General features: G+C 44.7%; 17 protein-coding genes. 9 read left to right on the forward strand and 8 right to left on the reverse strand.

Annotated features, from left to right (window positions below):
• Nucleotides 1-150 precede the first annotated feature (150 nt).
• Nucleotides 151-843, forward strand: a complete 693-nt coding sequence (locus HPC41_RS07120; protein ID WP_216660686.1) for a formylglycine-generating enzyme family protein — start codon at nt 151-153, stop codon at nt 841-843.
• A gap of 25 nt (nt 844-868) precedes the next feature.
• Here the strand turns inward: HPC41_RS07120 and HPC41_RS07125 are convergent, their stop codons facing one another.
• Nucleotides 869-1,261, reverse strand: coding sequence for a winged helix-turn-helix transcriptional regulator (locus HPC41_RS07125; protein WP_172393341.1), 393 nt, complete (start codon nt 1,259-1,261; stop codon nt 869-871).
• Nucleotides 1,262-1,366: 105 nt separating this feature from the next.
• Here HPC41_RS07125 and HPC41_RS07130 point away from each other — a divergent pair, with 105 nt between their 5' ends.
• Nucleotides 1,367-2,158 carry an alpha/beta hydrolase gene (locus tag HPC41_RS07130; RefSeq protein WP_172393342.1) on the forward strand — a complete coding sequence of 264 codons (792 nt, stop codon included), beginning with the start codon at nt 1,367-1,369 and terminating at the stop codon, nt 2,156-2,158.
• A 78-nt stretch (nt 2,159-2,236) separates the two neighbouring features.
• Here HPC41_RS07130 and HPC41_RS07135 read toward each other — a convergent pair whose 3' ends face one another.
• The 6 genes from HPC41_RS07135 to HPC41_RS07160 form a co-directional block, all read right to left on the reverse strand.
• Nucleotides 2,237-4,402: a TonB-dependent siderophore receptor gene (locus HPC41_RS07135; RefSeq protein ID WP_172393343.1), complete on the reverse strand. Its 2,166-nt coding sequence runs from the start codon at nt 4,400-4,402 to the stop codon at nt 2,237-2,239.
• 219 nt (nt 4,403-4,621) lie between these two features.
• Entirely contained in the window at nt 4,622-4,933 is a 312-nt protein-coding gene (locus HPC41_RS07140) for a hypothetical protein (RefSeq protein WP_172393344.1), read from the reverse strand.
• Nucleotides 4,934-5,158: 225 nt separating this feature from the next.
• Nucleotides 5,159-7,333 (reverse strand): S9 family peptidase, encoded by a 2,175-nt coding sequence (locus HPC41_RS07145; protein ID WP_172393345.1) that lies wholly within the window; start codon nt 7,331-7,333, stop codon nt 5,159-5,161.
• Nucleotides 7,323-9,476: a M14 family zinc carboxypeptidase gene (locus tag HPC41_RS07150; protein WP_172393346.1), complete on the reverse strand. Its 2,154-nt coding sequence runs from the start codon at nt 9,474-9,476 to the stop codon at nt 7,323-7,325. Before HPC41_RS07150 ends, HPC41_RS07145 begins: the two co-directional genes overlap by 11 nt.
• Before the next feature lie 11 nt (nt 9,477-9,487).
• On the reverse strand, nt 9,488-10,939 hold the full coding sequence (locus tag HPC41_RS07155; RefSeq protein WP_172393347.1) for a RagB/SusD family nutrient uptake outer membrane protein: 1,452 nt from the start codon (nt 10,937-10,939) through the stop codon (nt 9,488-9,490).
• 12 nt (nt 10,940-10,951) lie between these two features.
• A complete protein-coding gene (locus HPC41_RS07160) occupies nt 10,952-14,158 on the reverse strand; it encodes a SusC/RagA family TonB-linked outer membrane protein (RefSeq protein WP_172393348.1) in 3,207 nt (1,068 codons plus the stop codon).
• Between the two features lie 579 nt (nt 14,159-14,737).
• On the opposite strand from HPC41_RS07160, the gene HPC41_RS07165 reads away from it, so the two are divergent.
• Both HPC41_RS07165 and HPC41_RS07170 read left to right on the forward strand, forming a co-directional pair.
• Nucleotides 14,738-15,415 (forward strand): helix-turn-helix domain-containing protein, encoded by a 678-nt coding sequence (locus HPC41_RS07165; protein WP_172393349.1) that lies wholly within the window; start codon nt 14,738-14,740, stop codon nt 15,413-15,415.
• Nucleotides 15,416-15,510: 95 nt separating this feature from the next.
• Nucleotides 15,511-16,902: a serine hydrolase domain-containing protein gene (locus tag HPC41_RS07170; protein WP_172393350.1), complete on the forward strand. Its 1,392-nt coding sequence runs from the start codon at nt 15,511-15,513 to the stop codon at nt 16,900-16,902.
• A gap of 154 nt (nt 16,903-17,056) precedes the next feature.
• On the opposite strand, the gene HPC41_RS07175 is transcribed toward HPC41_RS07170, so the two are convergent.
• On the reverse strand, nt 17,057-17,293 hold the full coding sequence (locus tag HPC41_RS07175) for a hypothetical protein (protein WP_172393351.1): 237 nt from the start codon (nt 17,291-17,293) through the stop codon (nt 17,057-17,059).
• Nucleotides 17,294-17,691: 398 nt separating this feature from the next.
• On the opposite strand from HPC41_RS07175, the gene HPC41_RS07180 reads away from it, so the two are divergent.
• From HPC41_RS07180 to HPC41_RS07200, 5 genes are all read left to right on the forward strand, one after another.
• Nucleotides 17,692-18,300 (forward strand): RNA polymerase sigma factor, encoded by a 609-nt coding sequence (locus tag HPC41_RS07180; RefSeq protein ID WP_172393352.1) that lies wholly within the window; start codon nt 17,692-17,694, stop codon nt 18,298-18,300.
• A 75-nt stretch (nt 18,301-18,375) separates the two neighbouring features.
• Nucleotides 18,376-19,542, forward strand: a complete 1,167-nt coding sequence (locus HPC41_RS07185) for a FecR family protein (RefSeq protein WP_172393353.1) — start codon at nt 18,376-18,378, stop codon at nt 19,540-19,542.
• A 152-nt stretch (nt 19,543-19,694) separates the two neighbouring features.
• Nucleotides 19,695-23,117 carry a TonB-dependent receptor gene (locus tag HPC41_RS07190; protein ID WP_172393354.1) on the forward strand — a complete coding sequence of 1,141 codons (3,423 nt, stop codon included), beginning with the start codon at nt 19,695-19,697 and terminating at the stop codon, nt 23,115-23,117.
• A gap of 10 nt (nt 23,118-23,127) precedes the next feature.
• Entirely contained in the window at nt 23,128-23,931 is an 804-nt protein-coding gene (locus tag HPC41_RS07195) for a hypothetical protein (RefSeq protein WP_172393355.1), read from the forward strand.
• A 2-nt stretch (nt 23,932-23,933) separates the two neighbouring features.
• Entirely contained in the window at nt 23,934-24,728 is a 795-nt protein-coding gene (locus HPC41_RS07200) for a hypothetical protein (protein ID WP_172393356.1), read from the forward strand.
• The last annotated feature ends 31 nt before the right edge of the window (nt 24,729-24,759 follow it).

Below are 24,759 nucleotides of genomic sequence, written 5' to 3' on the forward strand. Positions count from 1 at the left end.
GTGTGGACGTAAATTCAAGTTTACAATTGAGAGAAGCATGCGACCTTCTTTTGGCAAGGTTAAAAAAGACAAATCTAGCTTTTGTATTAACTAGCAAAAGTTTAAGTATCTTCATCCACAGAAGAATGAAAATTAAATCTCCTTAGCCCGATGAATTCAAATAGTATGCAGAAGAGCCCAAAAATTTTAGACCAGATGGTCGAAATACCCAAGGGAAGAATTGATTTACGCGACGATCGGACAAAAGAGAAATGGACTGTTGAAATCGTGCCCTTTTTACTGCAGAAATTTCCTGTAACACAAGATTTATATTTCGATATAACGAATGAAAACCCCAGCACTTTCAAAGGTAAATTACTTCCTGTTGAAACTGTTACATTTAAAGAAGCTGTGATTTTCTGCAATAAGCTCTCGCTCCGAAACGGATTGACACCTAGCTATTTTATTGAAGAGGAAAGCGGAGAAATACAGTTTGAAAAATCAGCCGATGGCTTTCGTTTACCCACAGAAGCCGAATGGGAATATGCTTGTAAAGCCGGGACAACCGGAATTAGGTATGGGGCACTGGATCAGATCGCCTGGTATAAGGGCAATTCAGAAAATCGAACGCATGCCGTTGGACAGAAAACAGCGAATCCCTGGGGGCTTTATGATATGTTGGGCAACGTTTGGGAATGGTGTTCAGACCTATACGATACAGAAGTATATGGTTCTTACCGTATTTTCCGTGGAGGTGGTTTTTGTGACTTAGAAAGGGGCGTGATGGCAACGACCCGCCGACGGAGCCATCCCTTAAAATTTAAAATTGAAGACCTCGGATTTAGAATTGCAAAGAACAAATAAAAACAGCCTATCGACCCTACGTCGATCAGGGCTGTACATTCATATGGCAATAGTCATTTCCCGCAATTCTCCACTTTAGTCCCCAATTATGGAGGTCCAAGATAATCTTGAGCAGCTCCTTGCCTTTCTCTGTTGGCCTGTAGCGAATCTGAGGGGGTGTGGTATTTTCAATATCCTCGGTAACAACCAAAAATTCCTCCTTCAGCTCTTTCAAACGTTTACTCAACACCTGATCTGAGAGCGTTGGAAACATTTTTTTTAACGTACTGAATTGTGATACATCTTCTGCAATGCAATATAAAATCTGCATTTTCCAACGCAGGGATATTTGCAGTAGTACTTCGTTCACATCGCATGCCTGTGCCAAAGTTTGGAGATTCTCTGTGTTTGTCGATTGTTCTTTTCTAGGTGTTGCCATTTTAAAATTAATTTATAACCACTCACTTTAGGATGAGTTATTGTACGGACAGAAGCTTGGGTATACCTTTGTCAGGTATTAAAAAACAATATAAAATTAAAAAAAATGAAACAATTGAGAACTTTATTTCTGTTACTGCTGATGTTGAGCAGTACGCTAGTTGGCTATGCGCAAAGCCCAAATAGCCGGCCGACTTATGTACTGGTCCACGGTGCTTGGCATGGTGGCTGGTGCTGGCAAAGCGTCGCACAAAGGCTAATTGATGAACACTACAATGTCTACTCTCCCACGCTCACAGGACTCGGAGAGCGCAAACATCTGATCCAACCGTCGGTAGATATCGACACCCACGTCCAGGATATCGTCAATCTGATCGAGATGGAAGATCTACATGACGTGTATCTTGTAGGGCATAGTTACGCAGGTGCAGTGATTGCCGGAGTTGCCGACCGCATTCCATCACGATTGCACAAATTAATTTTTCTGGATGCCATGATCATTGAAGACGGTCAAAGCCCTATTTCACTGCAACCAGAGGCCGTGCGTAAAGTTCAGCTCAAAAACATTCAGAAAAAAGAAAACTTTGCTCCCTTTGACGTTGCATTGTTTGGCGTGACAGCCCCCCAAATGGTCTCTTGGGTAAAGGATAGACTTAGTCCACAACCCTATGGTACATTTGCTCAGCGATTGCACCTAAAAAACCAATATGGTAATGGATTGCCCTTGGTTTATATTGCCTGCACGGATCCTCAGCTGCCTATTATGAAGCAAATGAGCGAAACGGTGCGCGCTGATCAAAAGCTCCACTGGCAATATCTGGAGATCGCAACCGGGCACGATGCCATGCTGACCGAGCCGAAAAAATTAGCCGATATGCTAGTCGGTCTGGTGGATTAGCACATCTAAATTAACCGTGTATATGTGCTGTGCTTATCCCCCAACCAATCTACTGGTAGCGATCACCACTCAAATCCATTAAAAATGCAGTCCTATCGACAAGATACACTGCCTTAGGCTACCTGCTGTAACAAAGCCCCTTCCGCCATAATAATAGTGGGTATTAAACAGGTTTTCAGCTGTAAAACGACATTGGAGCTGTCGATACGTATAGCCTATATTACCGTTACAAAGTGTATAGGCATTCGTATAAAAACTTCCGGCATTTGTGCTGTTGATTATCAGATCCTGCCCCACATAATTGCCCCCGAAACCGATGTTCCATTTACTGACCTTATCCACCGGCATTTCATAACTAGCATACCAGGTCGCAGACCATTTCGGGCCAGCATTCACAGGCCTCAACCCTTGGACAGCGGCATCGCCAACCGTTATTTTACTGTTGTTATAGGCTGTACCAACATGTAGAAAAAGATTTTGCAAAGGCTCAGTCTGTACATCCAGCTCCACGCCACGGCTATACTGCTTGCCCCGTTGCAGGTATTTTGTGGCGTCGTTCGGATCTGTAGTCACGGTATTGCGCACATTGATAGCATAGTAACTCAAGGTGAGATCCAGTACGTTATTGGGTACAGCGATTTTAATCCCCGATTCCCACTGGCTTCCATATTGGGGTTTAAAATTATATAAGATACCATTGCTGCTCGTTGGTGCAATATTTTGAAATCCGCTCATATAATTTCCGAAAAATGTAACGGTCTTTGGAATAAGCTGATAGGTCAACCCAATCTTAGGAGTGATCGAAGATTGCTTATAGTCGCCTGTTGTGATGGGAGTCAGCACATCCCGTGTTCCAAAGTTGATCAGCCTATCGTAACGCGCACTCAGCATAATGGTCAGCGCATTGTTGGGTTTGATGACATCCGAAATATACGCCGAGTAGGCATCTTGTGGAGCGACCGAGTTGCTGGGTTGTTTGGACAGTACGATATTCCGGACGAGGTCTGCATTAAATAAGTTTGCCGCAGCCGTGGGATCCGCAATGGATACCGTGTCTACATAGCCCGCACTCCTATAATTTGCTGCATAACTATAGCGGTGATAATCAAGTCCGACAAGCAATTTATTGTCCCAGTTACCGACCTTAAAATTTCCGATAAAGTTTTGTTGCACCTGATTATTTCTCATGTCTTCTGCTTCATAGCGTAGTACCTTCCGAGCCACAGCAGCATTATTGTTGACCAACAAGTTTGTCTGGTAATCGCCATTTGAGGTACTATATGTACTTGCAAAGTTCGTTTCAGACTGCCAGTTCGGCGAAATCGCATAACTTATCTTTCCGTAAAGATTCAGTGAGGAGGTCTTCCACAACAGGCTGTTGTCTGTGTACGATTTTCGGTAGTCGAGCTCAAGCCCTCTTGAATGCTGTACATTATCCGGTCCGACAGCCGTTTTTGGATTAGCAGGTGTGAATAAGGGGCTATTTGTCGTGTTCCGGTTTAAGAATTCAGCTTCCATTCTAATCTTTAAATCCGGAGTAAGCTGGTAGCTGAAACTTGGTGCCAGGAAAAGACTTTTATTTAAACCCTGATCCTGAAAACTACTTCTCGACGTATACGTACCAAACATCCGGAACAGTGCTTTATGAACGGAATCTAATGGTGTATTTACTTCGATACTAGCTCGATGAAGCCCATTGTTACCCGCAGCCAGAGAAAAATTTGTAAAGGCACTATCAAGGGGAATAGCAGTGAGCACATTGATCAGTCCACCAAAAGCCATATTGGTGCCGCCAAATAAGGTACCGTTCGGGCCTTTGATAACATCCAGCTGCTGGATGTTGCTATTTTCGTCGCTGTATTGCAGATAAGCATTCAGCCCATTTCTAAAATTACTTCGCGTCCGGAATCCGCGGATCGTAAAGTAAGGGGCCACGCCGGCCCAACTAGGTGTTACACCTGTGGCATTCGACAGCATGGCCGTTTGTGTATAGTAATTCCTATTTTTGGTCAGGTTGATACCCACGCTGGCCGTTACCTGTGGGTTTTCGTAATCACGAATATTTATTCGCGCAGACTGGAAACTCGATTTGTCTTTCGCCCTGAAATGTGATCTTATAAAAACGGAGTCGAGCTGTTTTGGCAATAGTGTATCCCTGGATTGGGCCTGTACAGTGCCTGTAAAAATTGTAAATATCAGCGTAAAAATTAAAAAAGGTCTTAAATAGCGGGTGTTCAATAGCATTAGAAACTAAATTTGATCAACAATGAATGAGTCCTACTCGCCCCCGACAAGGTCCTGCACAGCAAATTCCAGCCATTGCTTGGTTGCTCTGCAAGAGATCATCATTTCTATCTTGAAAAATGGGGACTATACAGCTGAAAAAGGTATAAAACAGGTGTTAGCGCTATGGCAATCTGTTTTACCTATACATCGCTGGAGCGATACTTAAAGTATACGAATTTATGCTATTGCAGTGCTGGGTGGCCTGAGCAGTTTATTAAAGACATCAAATTTGCGGAATGCGACATTGCGTAGCGTATGATGATCTTTAGGGAGTGCTGGGACATAGGCTTTGTTTACGATCAAAGGAAAATAATGTTGGCAGAACATGACCGGTGTTTTGGAAAAGCTTTCATGAAAGTCTTTTTCCCGTTGTGCTTCCTTTTTGAGCATACGCATCAAAAAACATTTCCCGTCACAGTGTAACGACTGGTTACTTTTATTGATACAATATCTATTGGCGATATCAGTCTGGTTTGCATAAAAACTCACCACAATAAATACTTTACTAAAGCTTAGCAGGAGAATGCAAAGCAATAGCAAACTTATGGTGCCTAATTTAAAAACGCGCGCGATCATGATTTACTGCCGCTAAGATAAATGTTTTTTGAATATTTTTTACGGATTAACATTGCTATATAAAAATAATGCATAACATGATTGTCAAAATCTGCTTGAGCAAAGCGTACAAGTGTACGCTTTGCTCAAGCAGCAGGATCAATGCCGATACCGTTCAAAGAATTCATAAGTCCGCAACAGCTGATCGAGTCGCTGGCCAACGTTGCCCGAGCGTGTGATCTCATGATCCGCACCTGGATGTCGGACATATTCTGTCTGGCGGCCCAAATATTTGAGTTGCTTGTATAGAAAATCACTCTGTACGGGACCTGTGCGATTATCTTGCTCTCCATGAAAAATGAGTAAAGGTGTGTTTATCTGTTCGGCATAGCTGGTGGGAGACTGTGCCAAAAGGATATCGCGCGTACCCTTTTCCCACGGAAATCCATCAAAATAACGTTTCAACATGGGCCACACATTGGCGCTACCAAAAAAGACGTAGAGGTCATACACCCCCCGTTGACTCGATGCCGCACGAAATCTACTGTCATGCGCCAAAATCCATGTGGTCAGATAAGCACCATAGGAGCCGCCGGTGATAAACAGCTGCGCACTGTCCACTGTACCTGTCGCCAGCGATCGGTCAACTGCTTCCAGGACATCGCGTGATGGCCCCGCACCCCAGTCTTTAAAATTAGCTTTTAAAAACGCTTCGCCATAACCGCTTGAACCACGGGGATTGGAAAATAAAACAGCATAGCCCCGTGCACGAAAGTACTGATACTCGTGCCACATACTGGCATCCGCAGGTCCAAACATCGATGCGGGGCCGCCGTGAATCTCTACCAACAATGGGTAGCGCTTTCCTTTCTGATAGTTTGCCGGCTTCAATAACCAATAATCGACCTCCAGTCCCTTGTCATTTCGAAAATTATTTTTCTGTGCAATACCAATATTTTTTTCCGATAGCCAGCCTGAATTGATGTCACTGATTACAACCGCATTCTTAAAGTTGGCATCCGCCCGATACAGTTCCGATGGATTGGCAAAAGTCGTTTTGGTGAAGAAGGCTTTCTGACCATTTACCCAATACTCACCGATCCCCTCCTCTACCGAACTTAAGGTGCGGATAATTCCAGTCTTTAAATCAGCACGGTTGATCGTCCGACCACCCCGATCCGATGCAATAAAATAAACCGATTTTTCATCAGGCGAAAACTGCACATTGGTGAGACTACGATCTACGGCCAGGCTGAAACCTTTCCAATTCTGGGCATTATAGAGATAAAGTTCACCCACCGTCAGCGAATTCTGTCGTCCACGGTTCACCGCCACCCATTTTCCCGATGCGGATACAGCAGCAACCTGATAGCGATGTATACTGTCACTCAATATAGTTTCCCTTTTTCGTGAATCAAGGTCCAATAGGACAAGATCTGTAGATACAACACGATCCGGATGTAGGCCATTTTCGGTCTCCACACTCAAAAGAACCTGATTATTCCCTAAAAATTCAGCACCCGAATAGCTTCGAAAGCCTTGCGTTAAAGGCATAGGCTGTGTTTTTGCGGCAAGGTCCAGGATATACCAATGGGTAAAACGGATTTCACCTGTCGTTGAATTCTCTGTTTGAAACTGCAATTTATTGGTCACTTTGGCAATACCCTCCCGTTCATCGTGTTTGAGATAGGCGTTTATCCCGGCGACATTTCCATCCGGATCCTCCTGCCCGGGCTCGCCCAACAACGATGCGTGATTGCGATCGCCCGGTTTCTCCGATGCCCATGGCGGCAACATGCCCGCAGCGTTGAAATCTTTACTTTTTGCAAGATCACCAAGGCTGTAGCTGCTCGACAAAAGTACTTTTGAACCGTCAGGACTGAACCTTACCGTGCCCAGCCCCTGGGCCAATGTCGTCACCTGTAGGGACGGTTGGCCACCTGCCGGAAATGAAAACAGTTGCGCACGTTTGTTGCTGTCCTTGCCAATAGCCCATCTGCGTCCATCCCGACTATATAAGATTTGGGTAAATTGAAGATCTCCTTTCAACGGCTCAGCCCTTGCTGACGAGGCTATTTTATTCACATACCAGGTCGTTTCATAGCGAAATCCCGCATGTTTGGCCGTATCCGCCACAATTCCCTTTACGGCATAAGCCAATTCGCTACCATCTGGTTTCACCTGCAGATCAACAACATTTTTTATCCGGAGCAGATCGCTTGCAACGATCAAACTATCATCTGCACCTGCGCTGGCAAAAAATGGAAAAATGCTCCCCAACAGAAACAGACAAATAAAGTGATGTTTCCAACTTATGTATCTGCTAGCTTTCATTCAGTTTTTCGATTAGTTTTTGTGCAGAAATGCGGGCCTTGCGTTGGATAAAATCGGGATCCGTGTTGTCGCCAATTTCATAGACCAATGCTTCGGCATTATAGTTTTTATAAAAATAGCTGTAGGCAGTAAAGGTCGGCCCACCCAGATATAAGGGTTTCACCAGAGGCTCATACCCCGGAATTGCTTCCTTGACACTGGTTATCCAGTTGGGAATGAAACCCGGAAATCGGCTTGGCAATGCAGGATCGACCGTATAATAAATATCACTCCCTGTCGAATGGAAGTCAATCGCAAAATAGAGCTGTCGGCCTTGCTGCCCTATTTCTTTCTTAAAGTAATCGCGCAGGGCAATGGTTTCGGGCTGATTAAATTCGGACCAGTCCCGATTGAGATCCACTCCATTCGCATTGGCACGCCAGTGCCCCAAATCTACACCGTCCGGATTGACGATAGGGATCAGATAAATGCGGTATTTCTCCCGAAATTCCTTTGCATCCGCACTGTTGCCGAGCAGGTATTCGACAAAACTAGCATAAGCATAATGCCCCGTAATTTCGGGAGGATGCTGTCTTCCCAAGACAGCAATGCTCTTTTTGCTCTCAGGATTCCCCACCACATACACATTGAGCGCTTTGCCCAAGCCCGTTTTACCGGCTTCCGTTTTTTGGAGCTGGACAGCAGGATTTACCTGCTCAATCCACTGGTATACGGCCTTAGATGGAACATTTGACTGGGCCGAAACCCAGGTGCGCTCACCGGAGACCGGCAAATCAAAAGAAGCACCACTCAGCTTATTCCAACTCGTTCCGTCTTTGCTCACTTTTGGATCATAGCGATGGTGCACGCCTGATGGATAATCAAGCTGGATCCTTATCGTCGTATCCCGGGCGGCCCAGACCTGAAAACCATACCACGGACTTGGATTGATCGGCGTTCGTTCCGGGGCCACTTGCACATGATACACGCCATCACTGGATTTCTGTAACCCATTCAAGCGCGCTCCGTCATAATCGTTCGTAAAAAAAACACGTTTGTCAACCGAAAAAATACCACCTTCTTGCTTCACAATCTCCTGGGATTTTGTGGACTCATAGCTAATGGGGTTTTGTCCTTTAAAATCCTTCTTCAGTCCGCCGATCTCCACTTTCGCCTGATTAAAAAGGCTGTCCAAAACTTTACCAAGCTCCTCTCCTCGGACATTTTTAGCAATAATGGTCCCCTGTTCATCCACCAGAAAATTAGCTGGGATCGCACGCACCGCATAATCAGCCGCAATATCGCTATTCCAGTATTTCAGTTCAGAGACATGCTGCCAGGTCAGGTGGTCATCCGCAATACCTTTTAGCCAAGCTTCTTTCTTTTTGTCCAGTGAAATGGCATAAATTTCAAAACCTTGGGATTTATACTTTTGGTAGTTGGCCACAATATTAGGATTCTCTTTGCGGCATGGCGGACACCAGGAAGCCCAAAAATCAATCAGTGTATATTTGCCCAAGTGATCGTAGAGCGCCTGAGGATTGCCATCGGGATCATTGGCTACGATGGCTGGGGCTTTTTTTCCTACAGCGACCTGGCGGGTGACCGCAATAATTTTTCGGAGGTCCTGTATGTAGCGCGATTGCTGCTGACGCTCAGAGAGCAATGCGATATTGGCTTCAAGTTCTTCCGGAGACAGCCGATAAGACCATTCCCTGTAAAGAAGGTAACTGGAAACAATATTATCCGGATATTTTTGAATAAATGAGCGAATATCCGGTTTACGCTGTGCCCGATATTCCTCAAAGAGCTGCTGGCTTTTTGAACCAGATAGCGACACCTTCTGCCTGTTCTCATCTGTTGCATCAATCGTCACTTTATTATCGCCAGCATCCAGGAACACATAGCTCGGCACGACATCCCGCTGTGTAGAAATACCATACAATTCAGGAAGCGGCAGCCGCCGCCGGAAGGAAAATCCGCCGTTTTTGACCTGGGCAGAATCAATGACCGTAAAAATTTTATTTTCAAAACGTTGCAGATAGACAACAGCTACCGCCCCGTTCTTGACCGTACCTTGGAGTGACAATGTCTGCTGTTGCGCCTGTAAGGATCCCCCACTTGCCAGCAGCAAAGGGAGGATGAGTTTAGTTGTATTATTCATGTTCAACTGATTTAATTAAAAAGTTTATTGGTCGCCAATTCTGTGTTAGGCGCCGGAAAAATATAGTTTTGAGCAATTGTAGGCACGCTTGGTGTCTGTATACTAGCATCCCCTTTAGCGGGCAACTCTTTTAAGTGGCGCAGGAGATCATGTCCGCGCAATCCCTCCCCGAGCAACTCAATACGCCGTTCTTTGCCAATTGCTTCCAAGATGGCCGTTTTGCTGGTCAGGGACGCACCTGGGAATACAAAACTTGCATCCGACCGCTGGTGGACTGCGGTTAAAAGCGTCCCGGCAATCGAGAGCTGTTCGACCTGTGCTGCGGCCTCAGCATAGTTTAATAAGACCTCAGCGTAACGGATTACCGGAATATAGTCAACATAGGGTGAGGCCTTGGCGTACTTTTTTAAGTATTGTTTGCCCCCATTCGCTTGAAGGAGGCCACGCCGTTTGTCTGCCGGATCCCATTGGGCGTCGTTTAAAATACCGGTTGGATTAAGATAATACTCTTTATTGACATTATAAACATAACCTATCGCAGACTGCCCCGAAAGCGCATCCGTTGTGCTCATGGGCATACTTAGAATAGATTCAGTCGTGGTATAATTACTTCCAAAGATAGCGGTGATATCTGCCTGCAATTCATGCGCAACGCCCTGTTGCGCTTTAAATGGAGCGGCCTGCTGCGGGACGATCTTTTTCGCTTCCTCCAGTACCTTTTGGTAATTATTGATCGTCAGATACACCCTGGTTTTGAAAGCCCGGGCCGTATTTTTATGTGCCCGTGTCGTATTGAGCAGCGCAGTGGAATAATTTTCCGGCAAATCTTTTTCGGCCGCATCCAGGTCGCTCAAGATCTGTGTGTACACCTGGGCAACGGTACTCCGGGCCAGGTCATTGTTATTACCGTCGACTTCAGCCCTCAACCGCAGCGGTAAGCCCGGTGAAGCACCCTGATCTTTGTTATATGGCTGTGCAAATACTGTCACCAGACTAAAATAGGACACTGCACGCAGCAACTTTGCTTCAGCGATATAGGCTTTAGCCAGATCCTGGCTGATGACTGCAGTACCGAGGCTAAGCGCATCAATCAGGATATTTGCGCCATTAATAGTCGTGTACGCAGCAGACCACAGGTTGTTGATATCATTGGATCCCGAACTGTAGGAATTGTTCCAGCTTTCATATGCTGTATAGCTGTTGGCCGTGACATTGATAAAATCCTCCCCTCGGACATCCTGGTAAAGGAGATAACGTCCACCATATAAACTGGCAGCTTTCAAGTTCTTGTAAATACCATTGACCACACCTTCAATCCGTGCAGGGGTGTCAAATACGTTTTTATCCGATATGGATGTGGTCGGAACTGGAAACAATCCGTCCTCCTTTTTACAAGAGTTCAGCGTGGACACCAATAATAATGCGCTGACCAGGCAGCTATATCTTTTTGCTTTAATTTTCATGTTTACAACTATTTAGAATGAGACATTTAAACCTGCCGTCCAGGTACGGCCCTGACCGATGGAATTCTTTTCGATGCCAATCGAGGTATTGGAATTTCCGTTCGAAGAAGACTCCGGATCGGTACCCGAATACCCAGTTATCAGGAAAAGATTCGACGCTTGACCATAAATACGGATGCTGGAAAGACCGATCGTATTAAACAGGCTACCACGGAACGTGTAGCCAAGTGTAAGCTGTTGCAACCGTAAAAAATCAGCTTTCTCGGCATTTTGGTCAATGGAAAATCCGGCAGAACCATTAGATATCACATCGTTATAGACCAATCGCGGAACATCCGTCTGTTGCCCGGCCGTGGTCCATCGGTTGAGCACCTCGGCTGAATTGTTGTAAAAACGCTGATCCAGCAGCGTACCCCTTGTACCATTCATTACTTTATTCCCGCCGGCAAAGGTGAAATTGACCGCGGCATCAAAGGATTTATAACGGAAGGAATTATTAAAACCGCCATACCAGGTCGGCAATGCCGTCCCCAGCACCTGATAATCCGCCACCGTGATCGGGCTGGCAACGCGGCCGTCAAGATAAGTCCAATTACTCTGCCCTGAAGCTACGGCGGCACTATATTGTACCCGCTCACCATTTTTATTGATAAATACCCGCTGACCATTTTCGGGGTTTACCCCATCGGTTACAGCACCATACAGACTGCCCACAGCATAGCCTACCCGAGTAATGTTGTTGGCTTCTGTTGTCGTATGTGTGTACCCAATGATATCCGCATTGCCTTCGGACAGGGATGTTACCTTATTTTTTACATGCGTGAAATTAAAGGACGAATTCCAGGTGAAATTTCCTTTTCGAAGGATGTCGCCACTGATGGCAAACTCGATACCCCGATTATACATGCTGCCGACATTTTTGAGGATGCTATTACCAGGAATGCCTTTTGATGGCGACTGTGGCACATCCAGAATAAGGCCATTCACATTGTTCCTAAAGTAATCGATATCCACATGCAGACGCTTCTGCGCGAGATCCAGGCTCAACCCAAAATTGGTCTGTTCGGAAGTCTCCCAGCCTAAGTCCGGATTACCTGCCTGGGAAATGCTCCATGTGGGCACCGTGCCATAGAGCGATGAGCTATACAGGTTGAGCGATTCATAGGCCGAAAGATTTCCATTGCCGACCTTACCCCAGCTCCCGCGGAAGCGCAGGTCGCCCAGCAGGTCTGCCAGGCTGCCGTTCTTATAGAAATCTTCTTCAAAAACAGACCAGCCCAAGGACAGCCCACCAAAATCACCGTACTTATTATTGGCACCCAAGGCCGAATTGCCATCTCTTCTAAAATTGGCGGTCAGGAAATAGCGTTTGCCATAATTGTAGGTGGCGCGCACAAATGTAGAACGGTAGAAACGTTCGGAAATACTTCCCCCGGCCCCGGAAAGCGTAGTCCAATTGCCCTGAAAATTTTCAAAAAACGGGTCCGATGCATTATTTTGCGATGCATTCCAGCTATCGTTGTCATATTTTTGGATATCGTAGCCCAACAAAAGAGATAGCGCGTGCTTTTCAGACAGCACTTGATCATAACTCAAGCTATTGGTAAAGTTCCAATTGTTGCGCAGGCTGCTCACATTATTTACCGATCCACCATTCGTATACCCCGATGAGCCCAGGTTAGGGCTCAGGTACGTCTTGGTGGTCGACAGATTGCGGTCAACAGCATAAGTGGTTGTGAATTTTAAGTTTTTCAGCAAGTTGAGCGAAGCATGCACATTGCCCAGGATATGGTCATTCCCCGTGGTATATTTACTATAGGCAAAAAGCGCTTCGGGATTGTATAATGTATTGGTAAATAAGTTGGCTCCCGGCCCCAGTAAGCCCGTACTACTTAAATTGTAGGTACCATCATCCTTATAGGCCGAAACATTAGGCGGTAATACAAGTGCCAGCCGTGCGCCACCGATCAACAGCAGCTGGCTGCTAGGCAGTGAACCCGAATTTTTAGCATCATTGAAAGTGTTGTTGTAGGTCAGGTTACTCCCCACAGAAAACCAATCGTTTACCTTATGTTCGATATTAAAGCGCAGACCTTTGCGGTCAAAGCTATTTTTTGCAAAAAAACCTTCCTGATCCGAATAATTTCCTGAAAAATAGTACTGCGTATTTGCATTGGCCCCGCTCACTGAGAGACTATGGTTGTGGCTATATCCCGTGTTATAGACATGATCGTACCAGCTGGTTTCCACCAGATTGCCATTTGCATCGTACTGCGGAAAGAAAAGTTCACTGGCCACCTTGTCGTTATTTGCATTGCCCGACAAAATCTTGTTGTTCAGTACAGCTTCATTTTTGATCGCTATATACTGGCTGGCATGCAATAATTTGGGCAATCGTGCTGCTGTCACGGCCGATCCCCATACGTCATAGCTGACTTTTGCACGTCCCTGTTTTCCTTTTTTGGTTGTCACGATCAGCACACCTGCTGCAGCCCTCGAACCATAGATGGAAGTCGAAGCCGCATCTTTTAAGACATCAATGGATTCGATATCTGACGGATTGATATCAGCGAGCGGGTTGTTGGCCACATTGGACGAGCCGATATTGCCGGTATTTACGGGAATACCGTCTATGACAATCAAGGGGTATGAACTGAGGGATATCGAATTGAGTCCCCGCACCCGTATGACCGGAGGATTATTGAGCAGGCCATTCGGCAGAGAAATGCTTACTCCTGCAGCCTTGCCGGCCAGAGCCTGGTCAAAACTTTGTACCGGAACATCTTTGATTGCATCAGCAGCGATACTGGCAGCCGCACCTGTGAAATCTTTGCGTTTCTGTGTACCATAGCCCACGACGACAACTTCTTCCAGTGCCCGGTCCTCCCGGACCAGACGCACGGTGTCCCCCTGCTCCTGGATCAGTGCTATTTGCTCTTTATAACCGACGGAGGATACGACGACGCGTGCCGGTAGCTTTTGCCCGGTCACGAAAGCAAAGTTGCCCTTTCTGTCTGTCGTCACTGCATGCGTAACACCATAGAGCTTGACCGTGGCACCTTCAATTGCTTGTCCATTCTCGGCATCAATAACCAGTCCTCTGAAGGAGGCATTTATAATGGTTTTTGGGGAATCCTGTGCATACGTGTAAAATGGCATTTCGGCCAGACCTGCCAATAATAGATAGGCAGAATAATGCAGTATTCTTCTCTTTTTCATAGGTGGAATAAATTAATTTAAAAAAATAGATGTGCGGGCCATAAACCTATTTATAGCCGAAGACAGAAGCAATAAATAGCTTATCGCTCTTGTTGTCTGGAAAATTGGAGAAAAAGTACTAGCAACACATTCGTCGCGCAGAGAACGCTACATGTGTATCTGGGAAAAGTTGTTTACTTACGTTGAAGGGATGGTTTAGATAATGCTGTTTCATTTTTACTTTGTTTAGATAATGATTAGATCGTCGCCAACGCCAATTGAAACTACGATAATACAAATGTAAGAATAAAAACAAATAATGTATACTAATTTAGTAGATTTTTTTTTACTGCCATAGCCATTATACCGTAGCAGTCTGAAATTCGACTAACAGCACAGGTTTTGAGCCTAAAAAAAAGAGGTATCGAAGATATGGCCGCAAACGAACATATAGCGTTCGAAATCGAACAGGAAACCACAGAAACAACTACACAAATAATTATATATCAATAATTTACATTTAAGGCATTTCGTTTGATCCGCTATAAAAGTGTACAGCAAAATTGGTTTAATTTAGCTTAAGAATTAGTCAAGGCTTGCATGAGCAATACATTAAAGGACAAAGCATTTCCGATCATGAAGAATTTAAAGCAAATACGAAACGAGAAAAGATTATCCCAACAGGAACTGGCAAATCTCTTTGGCATTTCCCTCCGGACCATCCAACGGATGGAGAAAGGTGAATCTAAGGGAAGCCCGTATGTCATAAGATCCCTCTGCCAGACGCTTGATGTGGATCCCCAGGTTATCTATATTGAATCAGATATTGTGCATGAAAAGGGGCCTGATCAGCTCCTGGGAACAGCAGATATTGAATCAATCAGCAGCATTGAAACAGACCGCGACAATGCCGCAAACATTAAATACATTAATTTCAGTTCGCTTATCGTACTGTTAATCCCTTTTGCCAACCTGCTATCTGTACCAATCTTTTATTTTCTGTTCAAAAAGAGACTGATCGATAAAAACCAAAAAATCACAGTTTTAAAAATCCTCAGTTTCCAAATCATATGGTCAACAGCGACAATGCTGTTCATGATATCGACACCGCTTTTCACCTTTTGGCTTCCGGATATTCCTACATCCATCCACGATATTCCACTATTTGTGTGGGTATACTGGCTAATGCTTTTTGTTCATGTGGTTACGACATTAACGATCGCGGGCAGCCTAAACAAAACCGATCATCCAATCCAATTTATACCCAATGTACTCTAATACTGTAATTGACATACAAAATGGCGTAAAAATGGCGCAACCATTGACGCGATATCACAGATCCAAACACAATATATTTGATAAAAAAAATGTCAATGAAAAAATTACTGTTTAATATCGTTCTCCTGATGTCGGTCGTGACCCAACCGACGTTTGCACAGCATGGCATAAACGATTCCATCCGTAATCAGTTGGAGATTGGAATCAAGGGGTTCAAAGAGCGCTATCACTCCCCTAGTGTTGTATTGGCAATAGTCCATCGGGATTCGATTATTTTTTCCGGTTCGGACGGTTTTATAGATTTGGATCAGAAAATTCCAGCAACGATCGATTCTAAATATCAGATTCAATCCGTTACCAAGCTGTTTACGGCCACCATGTTCATGCAGCTATGGCAGAAAAAGTTGCTAACCCTGGAGGACGATGTCCGAAAATATGTTCCTGAATTTACAGGATTAACCCTTAAAGGGCGTGCAGAAGCAACTTCCCTATTAGAATTGGCTACCCATACCTCAGGTCTCCCGAGGAACGCTCCTTCAGAATTTGAATTATTCAAAGATGCGGAGATGCTAACACTTAAAAATCGGGAAGTAAAATCCTTACATTCATCCCATCAAAGTACTTTTTTAAATGCACTTGGAATGATCAGGAAGGAATATCCAAACTTTGAATACCTTCCTATAGATCAAAGGCATTATTCTAATATAGGATATGGTTTATTAGGATTGGCACTCGAACGGGTAGCAAAAACGAGCTACGCAAACTACATACAATCGACGATTTGTCACAATTTGGGACTGGACAATACAGGGGTAGGAACTGTAAGCAACGAAGAAAATAGGATCGTGCAGGGTTATCGGTATCTAAATGATCAAAAGGACTTTGTAAAAACACCAGATTATTACGCCAATGCCATGACACCGGCCTCAGGGATGTATTCAACGGCAAGAGATTTAGCAAAATTTATTAGCGCACAGTTTAGTGATAAAAATGTCTTACTTTCTGAAAAATCCATTCGAATGATGCAGTCGCTAGGCATCGGTTGGCAGCGAAATTATCCCTATCTACGACATGAGGGTGCTATGCTAGGCTTTCGTTGTGAAATCGTTATCCACCCGAGGCTCGAAGTGGGATGGGTCATCCTAACAAATACAACAGATTTCGAATTTAATAGATTTGACCAATATATCTCCAGTTTGATTTTGCCTGCCTATGCAGAAGCTCCAATAACGGATCAAGGACAATATGTCGGAAAATATTCACTTGTGGGAGGTACAGAATCTATTGACATATACCAAAAGGAAGGCAAATTATATACTACTTATTTGGCCGATTCCTTCCCCAATACTACGCTTATATTTTCGGGTAACCATACGATGACCTTAGAAGATCAGGCTGGCAAATCGGTGCGCTTTGAATTTATTCCCGATAGGAATGGAAAGATCTCCCTGTTAAATTTAAATCAGCTGATGTGGCAAAAAGACTGAGCTATATCGTCACCTTTTTTTTAAACGGTCTTATCGACATCTGCCTAATGTTCTGCAACCCTATCCATACTGACCTCGTTGTTTCTCGCAATAAGACGAGGTGCATGGATAGGGATAGCCGAAAGTCCTATTTCATCGGTGATCGCAAATGTATTTAAGCACTTTCAGTCGCTGACAAAAACGATGCGTTAAACCCTCTGATCGCGATAAGATTTAGGATAGTTGCCTCATCGCGTCTTTTGGATCTAAATGTGATCGTACATAGTTTATCCTGCAAATCTGCTGAAATGTATTTTAAATCTGCAATATGCCGATTTAGATAGTTTATGATCTCGGTACGTTTGGCCAGCACCTGGGCCGAAACAGAAAAGGTAAGTAGATAATATTTCATATTCCACGGAGTTTTTGATCCATTACAAATTCCATAGCTGCAAGCTGATTTTTCCGACCACCTTAGACGAACTATTGATTTGAGCAGTAAATATAAAAACTTTTGACCAATAAACAAAAATAGTCAGGAGTAAAAAGTGCAAATTTATTCTCCGTCGATGATGTAAATGATAGGCAGCATGCTCTGAAAAGAGCATGCAATTTCCGTCCACCAATCCTAATAGGGTTTAAAAGTTCAGAAAAAAAACTCTTGGGACTTGTTTCCCAGAATACTTACTCTTTCCCCACATCCCTGGATGCCGCAGTGACATGGGCTGAAGTAAATATTAATAATTTATTAATATTCGTAACACGCTCAGGTATAATTGCCTACTTAAATTTGGTCTTTGCATAACTACCATGGCTAATTGTGAATTTACAGCACTTACGGATCAGGAACTGGTGGGCCTGGTCCAACTCGAGGACAATAAAGCGGCCTTTTCCGAACTCTATAACCGCTATTGGGAGCCATTGATCAATCTTGCAGGTAAGAGGACACTCTCCCTATCTATGGCCGAAGAAATCGTTCAAGACGTCTTTGTTGATTTTTATTTGCGAAGAAAAGAAATCCAGCTCAAACATTCCCTTGTGGCCTATTTAAAAACGGCCATAAAATTTCAGGTATTTAAAACCTATCGGGCGCAAAAAATCCAGGATAAATATATTGAAACTGTATCCCATCTCGGTCAGGCATCCCCTATTCAACCCGACAGCATGCTCGAAGCCAAACAAATCCATGCCGAGATAGTTCAGATCACAGAAAAAATGCCGCCCACCTGCAAACAGGTGTTTCTATTGAGCCGTTTCGAAAAACGTTCGAACCAAGATATTGCCGAGCAGCTCAACATTTCAGTGGCCATGGTCCGCAAGCACATTACCAAATCCATGAATATGATGCGGGCCGAAATCAACGAACATCAAATGGATATTTTCTATTTGATGTTACTGCTATATAGCCATAAAAATTAACCAATTTCATTTTTTTTGAAATTCCTGTTCCCGCTTTTGACTACTTCGGGTACTAGTTAGTATAAAGCAGAGGAAATGGATGATCAAAATCAACACATACGGGATATACTTGCGAAATACGAAGCAGGAACGATAACCGAGGAAGAGCTTAGTCTAATTGACAACTGGTATGCTCCATTTGAGGCCAACCCCGATCTCATCGACAGTTTAAGCGCCGAAGAACGCACGTTTAGAAAAAAACAACTGCAGGAAAAGATACTCGGTCAGCTTACTGCAGATACATCAGCATTGGCGGTAACGTCCAAAAAGCGATTTTTCCTCACTCCTGGCAAGCGGCTATTGCAAGCAGCAGCCAGCCTGATCCTGATTTGTGCCGTCTCTTTTTACTTGATCAACAATCAGTATAAAAAGCCGCCGGCCACCGTAGGCGCGCATAACAATACCATCAATCCCGCAACAGACCGAGCGGTTTTAACACGTAGTAATGGCGAAGAGATCCTGCTTGATGAATCAAAAAACGGGGAACTCTTTACGGAGGGAAACGTGCATATCAACAAATTGAAACCCGGCAATTTGGTTTATACCACCGACAACAAGGTAGATAAGGTATACAGCAATACCCTGTCTACCCCCCGTGGGGGCAGATATCAGCTGACTTTGGCCGACGGTACGCGGGTTTGGCTGAACGCGCAATCGTCGATCACCTACCCTTCGGCCTTTCATGGCCACTCCAGAGAGGTGAAGATCAGCGGCGAAGTATATTTTGAGGTGGCACACAACAGCACCATGCCTTTCCGCGTGCGATCAGAAAATCAGACGATCGAAGTACTGGGAACACATTTTAACGTCAATACCTACCATACTGGCTCCGATGCCAAAACAACCCTCTTGACCGGTTCCATAGCCCTGACCAATCGTCACCATCGCGTCGTCCTGAAACCGGGTGAGCAAGGCATTGTTGCCGGCCCTTCCCTATCCGTAAAAAAGGTGGATCCGGCTGAAGTCATCGCCTGGAAAGAGGGCTACTTTGACTTCACGGATAATGATATCCTCACAGTCATCGAAGAATTAGGCCGTTGGTATAATGTAGACATCGACTATGCGGGCGTCCCTACCAAAGAAACATTTACGGGAAGAATACCGCGGTCCTGGCCTTTTGAAAAAGTATTGAATTTATTGAAAACATTTAAAAGCATTCAGGTAGAAATGCAAGGAAGGAGGCTTATTGTAGAAACAAAATAATATACACACTGATGCCTGATTCCAAAAAAAGCCAATAGTGGTCGAAACACTACTGGCCAGTAGCTGGAATAAGGCAAACGAATTTCGCGATCCAATTAACACATATTTCAGCTTAACAAATGTATAAAAAAAATACAAAAATACTATTGAAGATGAAGCTAAGCACCTTCATGACACTTTTTGGCATGCTGCAGATCAGCTTAGCAGCAACAGGACAGCAGATCAGTCTCTCAGAGAAAAACAGCTCTCTGGCCAAAGTATTCAAAAAAATAAGTACGCAGACAGGTTATGGTTTTTTAGTGGAAGGCAGCCTCCTTAAAATGTCCAGACCGGTCACAATTGAAACCAAAAACAGCGATATAAAAATTGTGCTGGCAGAAATTTTCAAAAACCAGCCGCTGACCTTTATCTTGAAGGACCAATCCGCGATCGTTTCGGCCAGAAAAACAGCAGACGCTCTCCCCTCCTTTTCCAAGGGCGTAGACAGGGCAGCGGCGCAGCAACAGGGAAATATCAGTGGAAGGATTATCACCGAAAATGGTGAAGGGCTGGCAGATGCAAGTATCACGCTGCTCCAAACCAACCAATCGCTAAAAAGTAAAGCCGACGGAAGCTACACGTTGAACCTCCCCGCCGGGTCCTATACGATCGAAGTAAGCTACATTTCCTATCAGACAAAAAGAATCACGGACATTCTTGTCCAGGCAGGGAAACAGACTCAACTTAACATCGTCTTAAAGGATGCCATAAAGAGCCTGGAGCAGGTCGTCGTCACGGCAAGTTACAAACAGGAAAGCATTGCATCACTCTATACCAAGCAAAAAAATGAAGCGACCATCTCTAACGGGATTAGCCGCGAACAAATCGCCGTTCTACCTGATAAAAACGTAGGCGAAACATTAAAGCGTATCTCCGGCGTGAGCACCAACGATAACCGCCGGGTGGTCATTCGGGGTATTGCCGAACGTTATAACCTGGCCATGATGGACGGTGCCACCCTCCCCAGTACCGACGTCCAGGTCCGGGACTTTGAATTCGATATTGTGCCAAGCAACCTGATCGACAATGTCATTATCCACAAGACAGCATCACCTGATCTGAGCTTCGGTTTTGGCGGTGGCCTGGTCAAGATCAATACCCTGGCCATTCCGGTCAAAAACTTCACTTCCTTTTCGATAGGGAGCAAGTATATCAATGGATCGACAGGAAAAGATTTCTTAGGCTATGGCCGCGGCAGCTTGGACTACCTAGCTTTTGACGACGGTACCCGGGGCGATTTTCCGCGCGACCTGACCGTATTCAACGGCATCAATTACGACCCCGCCAACCCCTATGAGCCGGTACCTGAGGGCGTTACGCCATTTACACCCGAGATGATCGCTGCACAAAACAAACGCATCGGCGGATTAGAACGTCTGGGGACGCGGAAATATACCGCCCTGCCCGGGCAAAACTATCAATTCAGCCTAGGACGAAGTTACACCGCAGCCAAGGGTATCCTGGGATTTGTCGGATCGCTCAGTTACAGAAACGAACAATCCATTGATAACATCTCCAATTTTGAACGGGGCAACTGGCAGAAAACAAACGGGACAACCTACGATATCAGCACCGGAAAAGAAGTCAATCCCACCATCTCCACGCAGTATAACTTCAACTCCAGTTTGAGCGCTTTGATCAACATCGGCTGGAACAGCAAAAATCACAAACTTACCTCCCGAAATTTTTATTCCAGGATGTTCAATAACCAGTTTTCTGTGATCAAAGGCTGGGGGAATGATATCGGTCATGATTCCAGGCCCGCCATCAGGGAGTATGACCGGCCTAAATTTATCAATATGCTCCAGAACAAGCTGGAAGGCGAACATCAGTTCGGCAATTTCAAATTCGAGTGGAATGTTGCCCGCAATCGCTTAAACAACCTGGAGAAAGATGCCACCGAGGCCTGGCTCGCCCCGATCGGCACCTTAAATGATACCATTTATAATATTGTCCCTTCACACTACGCCAACGCTGGCGACGGAACTTTCACGCGCTCCGAATACCATTATACCGAGACCAATAAAATTGCCGAAGGCGCAGTAAGCTACCAGACCAATTGGTTGGGGCAAAAGCAAATTTTAAAAGCAGGCTATCAATTTATGGATAGACACGGACTATTCGAATGGGTCTCCCTACCGATTGTTTCGGTCGGTGCAAATACCTTCACCCCCGTGAATACCTGGTCGGAATACCTTGAGTTTAAAGATCCCTTACATGGGATGTTCTATTATCCTGCCGCCTTCTCGGTCAGCGCCTATGAAGGAAAAAACATCAACCAGGCCGTGTACGGAATGATGGACAACAGGTTCAATTCATGGATCCGCCTCGTATGGGGATTACGTGCCGAGTATTTTAAGTATAAAAGTTTGCAGAATGGCGATAATGACCTGATGATGGATGCGAGGACTATTGCCATGCGCAAGCAACGGTTTGTCGATCCAAAAACCGGAAAAATTGTGGGTATGACAGCCGATCCCGAAACCGAAGAGAAAACCTGGCGCTACCTACCCTCGGCGAGCCTGACGTTGACCCCATTGCAGGATTTCAATATCCGGCTAGCCTATTCCCAATCTGTGGTGCGCCCGGCATTGATCGAAAACTCGCGGATGGTCCGCCAAGACCCGGCATTAGGTGGCGCTTACCGTCGAAATGAAGGCGTACTGTCTACCGCAATTGACCATTATGATGTACGTTTTGAATGGTTCCCTTCTCTTGCAGAGGTGATTTCAATCGGATTTTTCTATAAATATTTTCAAAACCCCATCGAATTATACCAGCAGATGATGGACTCCTCGCACCGTATTTACGTCACGACCAACAACTCCGAATGGGCCAAAGTAAAGGGACTGGAGTTTGATATCCGCAAAAATTTAGGCTTTATACGGCCAGGCTCCCTGATGGAGAACTTTAATCTCAGCGGAAACATCACGCTTCAAAGCTCAGAGGTACAGTCAGCCGAATTTAAGGCAAAGGGCATGGACACCGATAAATACGGAAATACCTTTGAATACCGGGAGAAAAACGTCTTAAAAAGCAAGCGTCCACTCTATGGACAGATCCCTGTGGTCTACAATGCAGCCTTACAGTACACAGCCGATCGATTAGGTGCGAATGTGGCATTCAACCATATGGGATACAAAACCTTTATGACAGCCATGAGCGAAGAGCTTATCGAATACGAACGCCCGCGCAATCAGCTGGATGCACAGATTAGCTATAAATTTTTGAAAAACAAAAATCTGGATGTCAAACTCAATCTGAGTAATCTGTTGAATAGCCCGTTCCGCTTTTATGTGAATAGAGCCGAAACATTCAAAGTACAAGACCGGTGGAAAGGACTGGCCAACTCCGAATGGCCGACACAAGAATGGGAGGAGATCTACGAATGGAAGTTCGGCTTTTCGCAAAAATATGAAGAAGGCTATTATGAAACCTCCGAAGATGGCAAGCAAAAGACCCGTGTCGGTGATAAAGAGACCTTCAACAGAAAAGTGGGCAGTTCTTTTAGCCTATCCGTCGGATATACATTTTAAATCAACCGCTATGAAAACACAACCAATCTTAACAGCCACAGCGATCTACTTTTTTCTGCTATTCACCCTGCTGTCCTGCAATAAAGGTGGAGACGATCTTTTGTACAGCTCTAATGTACATATGGTCAATTTAAGTGGCTATAATAACAGTGAAGAGGAACTTATCCTTCAATTGGACACCTTTGCTGCCACCGTCACTCCGCCATTTAGCCGGATCGAGTTTGGTGCAAAATACAATTTCAACGCTATCAGCAAGTCCAGCTTAAAATTTATCATGAAATCCAAAGCCACCGACAAAATTCTTTTGCAGAGGGAAATCAAAGCCAGTGATACCACACTGGAGACCAATCTCAATGTAATTTATATGGACGGAAAAGTGGCCGATTTCCCGGCAGTCCCAGCGCCGGTGGAAGGCAAGGTTCAATTAATCTATATGTTGCAGTCCAATATTTTAAATTATCGCGAGCCGGTGGATATTGTATTTGGGAAATTCTATTTTACCCCCAAGGTATTTGAAGAAGTCATCCGGATAAAAAATTTAAAGCCCAATGAATTCTCAAAACCGATCGCTTTTGACCCATTCCCGTTAGGCATACAGGATTATAACGGGCAGAAGACATCGGTATTATTTCGGGCCTATATCTATAAAGCCGGGACAGATATACCGTACAGCGAGGGTTCTTCGTACACATTCAATCAGCTGACCTCGGGTGCTCCGGTCCCCTCGCCGACCACATCCATTTCCAAATTGTTTATCATCAACGAAGCTCCGCTTAACAACACCATGCGATTCAATAAGGTTTTAGAATTATAATTATGAAAAACTTATCAACAAAGACATTTTCAGTATCCTTTGCCATCTTGCTGATAGCAATTCCATTCTTTTTCAGCGCCTGTAACAAAGACAGCCTCGAGACGGAGCGAGCCATGCATATTCTCATCAATGGGTATAATGGTAGCGCGCATCCTTTACAAGTGGCCATCGACACCACAGTATACGACCATAAAAATGGTGCGTTTATCATTCAGCCCCAGAGCAATATACATTTTACCACAGCATTTAGCTATAGAACACCTAAAAAAAGATTGGTCACATTAACGGATACGGTGACAAAGAAAGTAGTTTATAGTGCTGAGTTGCCAGAAAACACGATTAAGGTCAATTTCAATTACCTCTATTTTGATGGCAAAGTGCAGCAGCTGCACCTACCTGCCAGTAATCCCAATGTCAATACATTAGGTTTTTATATTTATGATAAGAGCATTGATTACCCCATCGATATTTCCTTACAAAAAGTCGATGCCACTACCGGAGAAGTCCGTAAAGTGTATCTCGCCAAAAATGTTGTGCCCGGAAAATGGGTTTACGTCGACTACTTGGCATCGAATGATTTTGGTAAAAACAGTGATCTGATGAGTGCTACGGTCAATTTCACCAAGGCCAATACCGAAGACGAATGGGCTTTTGAAAACGATGAAACAAAAAGTAAGCTGCCTGCAGGGGGATTCTTTTTGCCGGCGCTAAATGATAAGGGCAAAGTCCAGCCCTATTTTATTGCACCAAAAGTGCCAAATCAAACCTTCAGTAGGCTCTTCTTCTATTTGGATTAAGTTGGGACATTTTAGTCCATTTAACAATTGC

This window comes from Sphingobacterium prati (assembly GCF_013167215.1).
GTDB classification, from domain to species: domain Bacteria; phylum Bacteroidota; class Bacteroidia; order Sphingobacteriales; family Sphingobacteriaceae; genus Sphingobacterium; species Sphingobacterium prati.

Excerpts from the sequence above, each read along its gene's own strand:
- HPC41_RS07120 (WP_216660686.1), top strand. The coding sequence starts at position 151 with ATGAATTCAAATAGTATGCAGAAGAGCCCAAAAATTTTAGACCAGATG.
- HPC41_RS07125 (WP_172393341.1), bottom strand. The coding sequence starts at position 1,261 with ATGGCAACACCTAGAAAAGAACAATCGACAAACACAGAGAATCTCCAA.
- HPC41_RS07130 (WP_172393342.1), top strand. The coding sequence starts at position 1,367 with ATGAAACAATTGAGAACTTTATTTCTGTTACTGCTGATGTTGAGCAGT.
- HPC41_RS07135 (WP_172393343.1), bottom strand. The coding sequence starts at position 4,402 with ATGCTATTGAACACCCGCTATTTAAGACCTTTTTTAATTTTTACGCTG.
- HPC41_RS07145 (WP_172393345.1), bottom strand. The coding sequence starts at position 7,333 with ATGAAAGCTAGCAGATACATAAGTTGGAAACATCACTTTATTTGTCTG.
- HPC41_RS07150 (WP_172393346.1), bottom strand. The coding sequence starts at position 9,476 with ATGAATAATACAACTAAACTCATCCTCCCTTTGCTGCTGGCAAGTGGG.
- HPC41_RS07155 (WP_172393347.1), bottom strand. The coding sequence starts at position 10,939 with ATGAAAATTAAAGCAAAAAGATATAGCTGCCTGGTCAGCGCATTATTA.
- HPC41_RS07160 (WP_172393348.1), bottom strand. The coding sequence starts at position 14,158 with ATGAAAAAGAGAAGAATACTGCATTATTCTGCCTATCTATTATTGGCA.
- HPC41_RS07165 (WP_172393349.1), top strand. The coding sequence starts at position 14,738 with ATGAGCAATACATTAAAGGACAAAGCATTTCCGATCATGAAGAATTTA.
- HPC41_RS07170 (WP_172393350.1), top strand. The coding sequence starts at position 15,511 with ATGAAAAAATTACTGTTTAATATCGTTCTCCTGATGTCGGTCGTGACC.
- HPC41_RS07175 (WP_172393351.1), bottom strand. The coding sequence starts at position 17,293 with ATGAAATATTATCTACTTACCTTTTCTGTTTCGGCCCAGGTGCTGGCC.
- HPC41_RS07180 (WP_172393352.1), top strand. The coding sequence starts at position 17,692 with ATGGCTAATTGTGAATTTACAGCACTTACGGATCAGGAACTGGTGGGC.
- HPC41_RS07185 (WP_172393353.1), top strand. The coding sequence starts at position 18,376 with ATGGATGATCAAAATCAACACATACGGGATATACTTGCGAAATACGAA.
- HPC41_RS07190 (WP_172393354.1), top strand. The coding sequence starts at position 19,695 with ATGAAGCTAAGCACCTTCATGACACTTTTTGGCATGCTGCAGATCAGC.
- HPC41_RS07195 (WP_172393355.1), top strand. The coding sequence starts at position 23,128 with ATGAAAACACAACCAATCTTAACAGCCACAGCGATCTACTTTTTTCTG.
- HPC41_RS07200 (WP_172393356.1), top strand. The coding sequence starts at position 23,934 with ATGAAAAACTTATCAACAAAGACATTTTCAGTATCCTTTGCCATCTTG.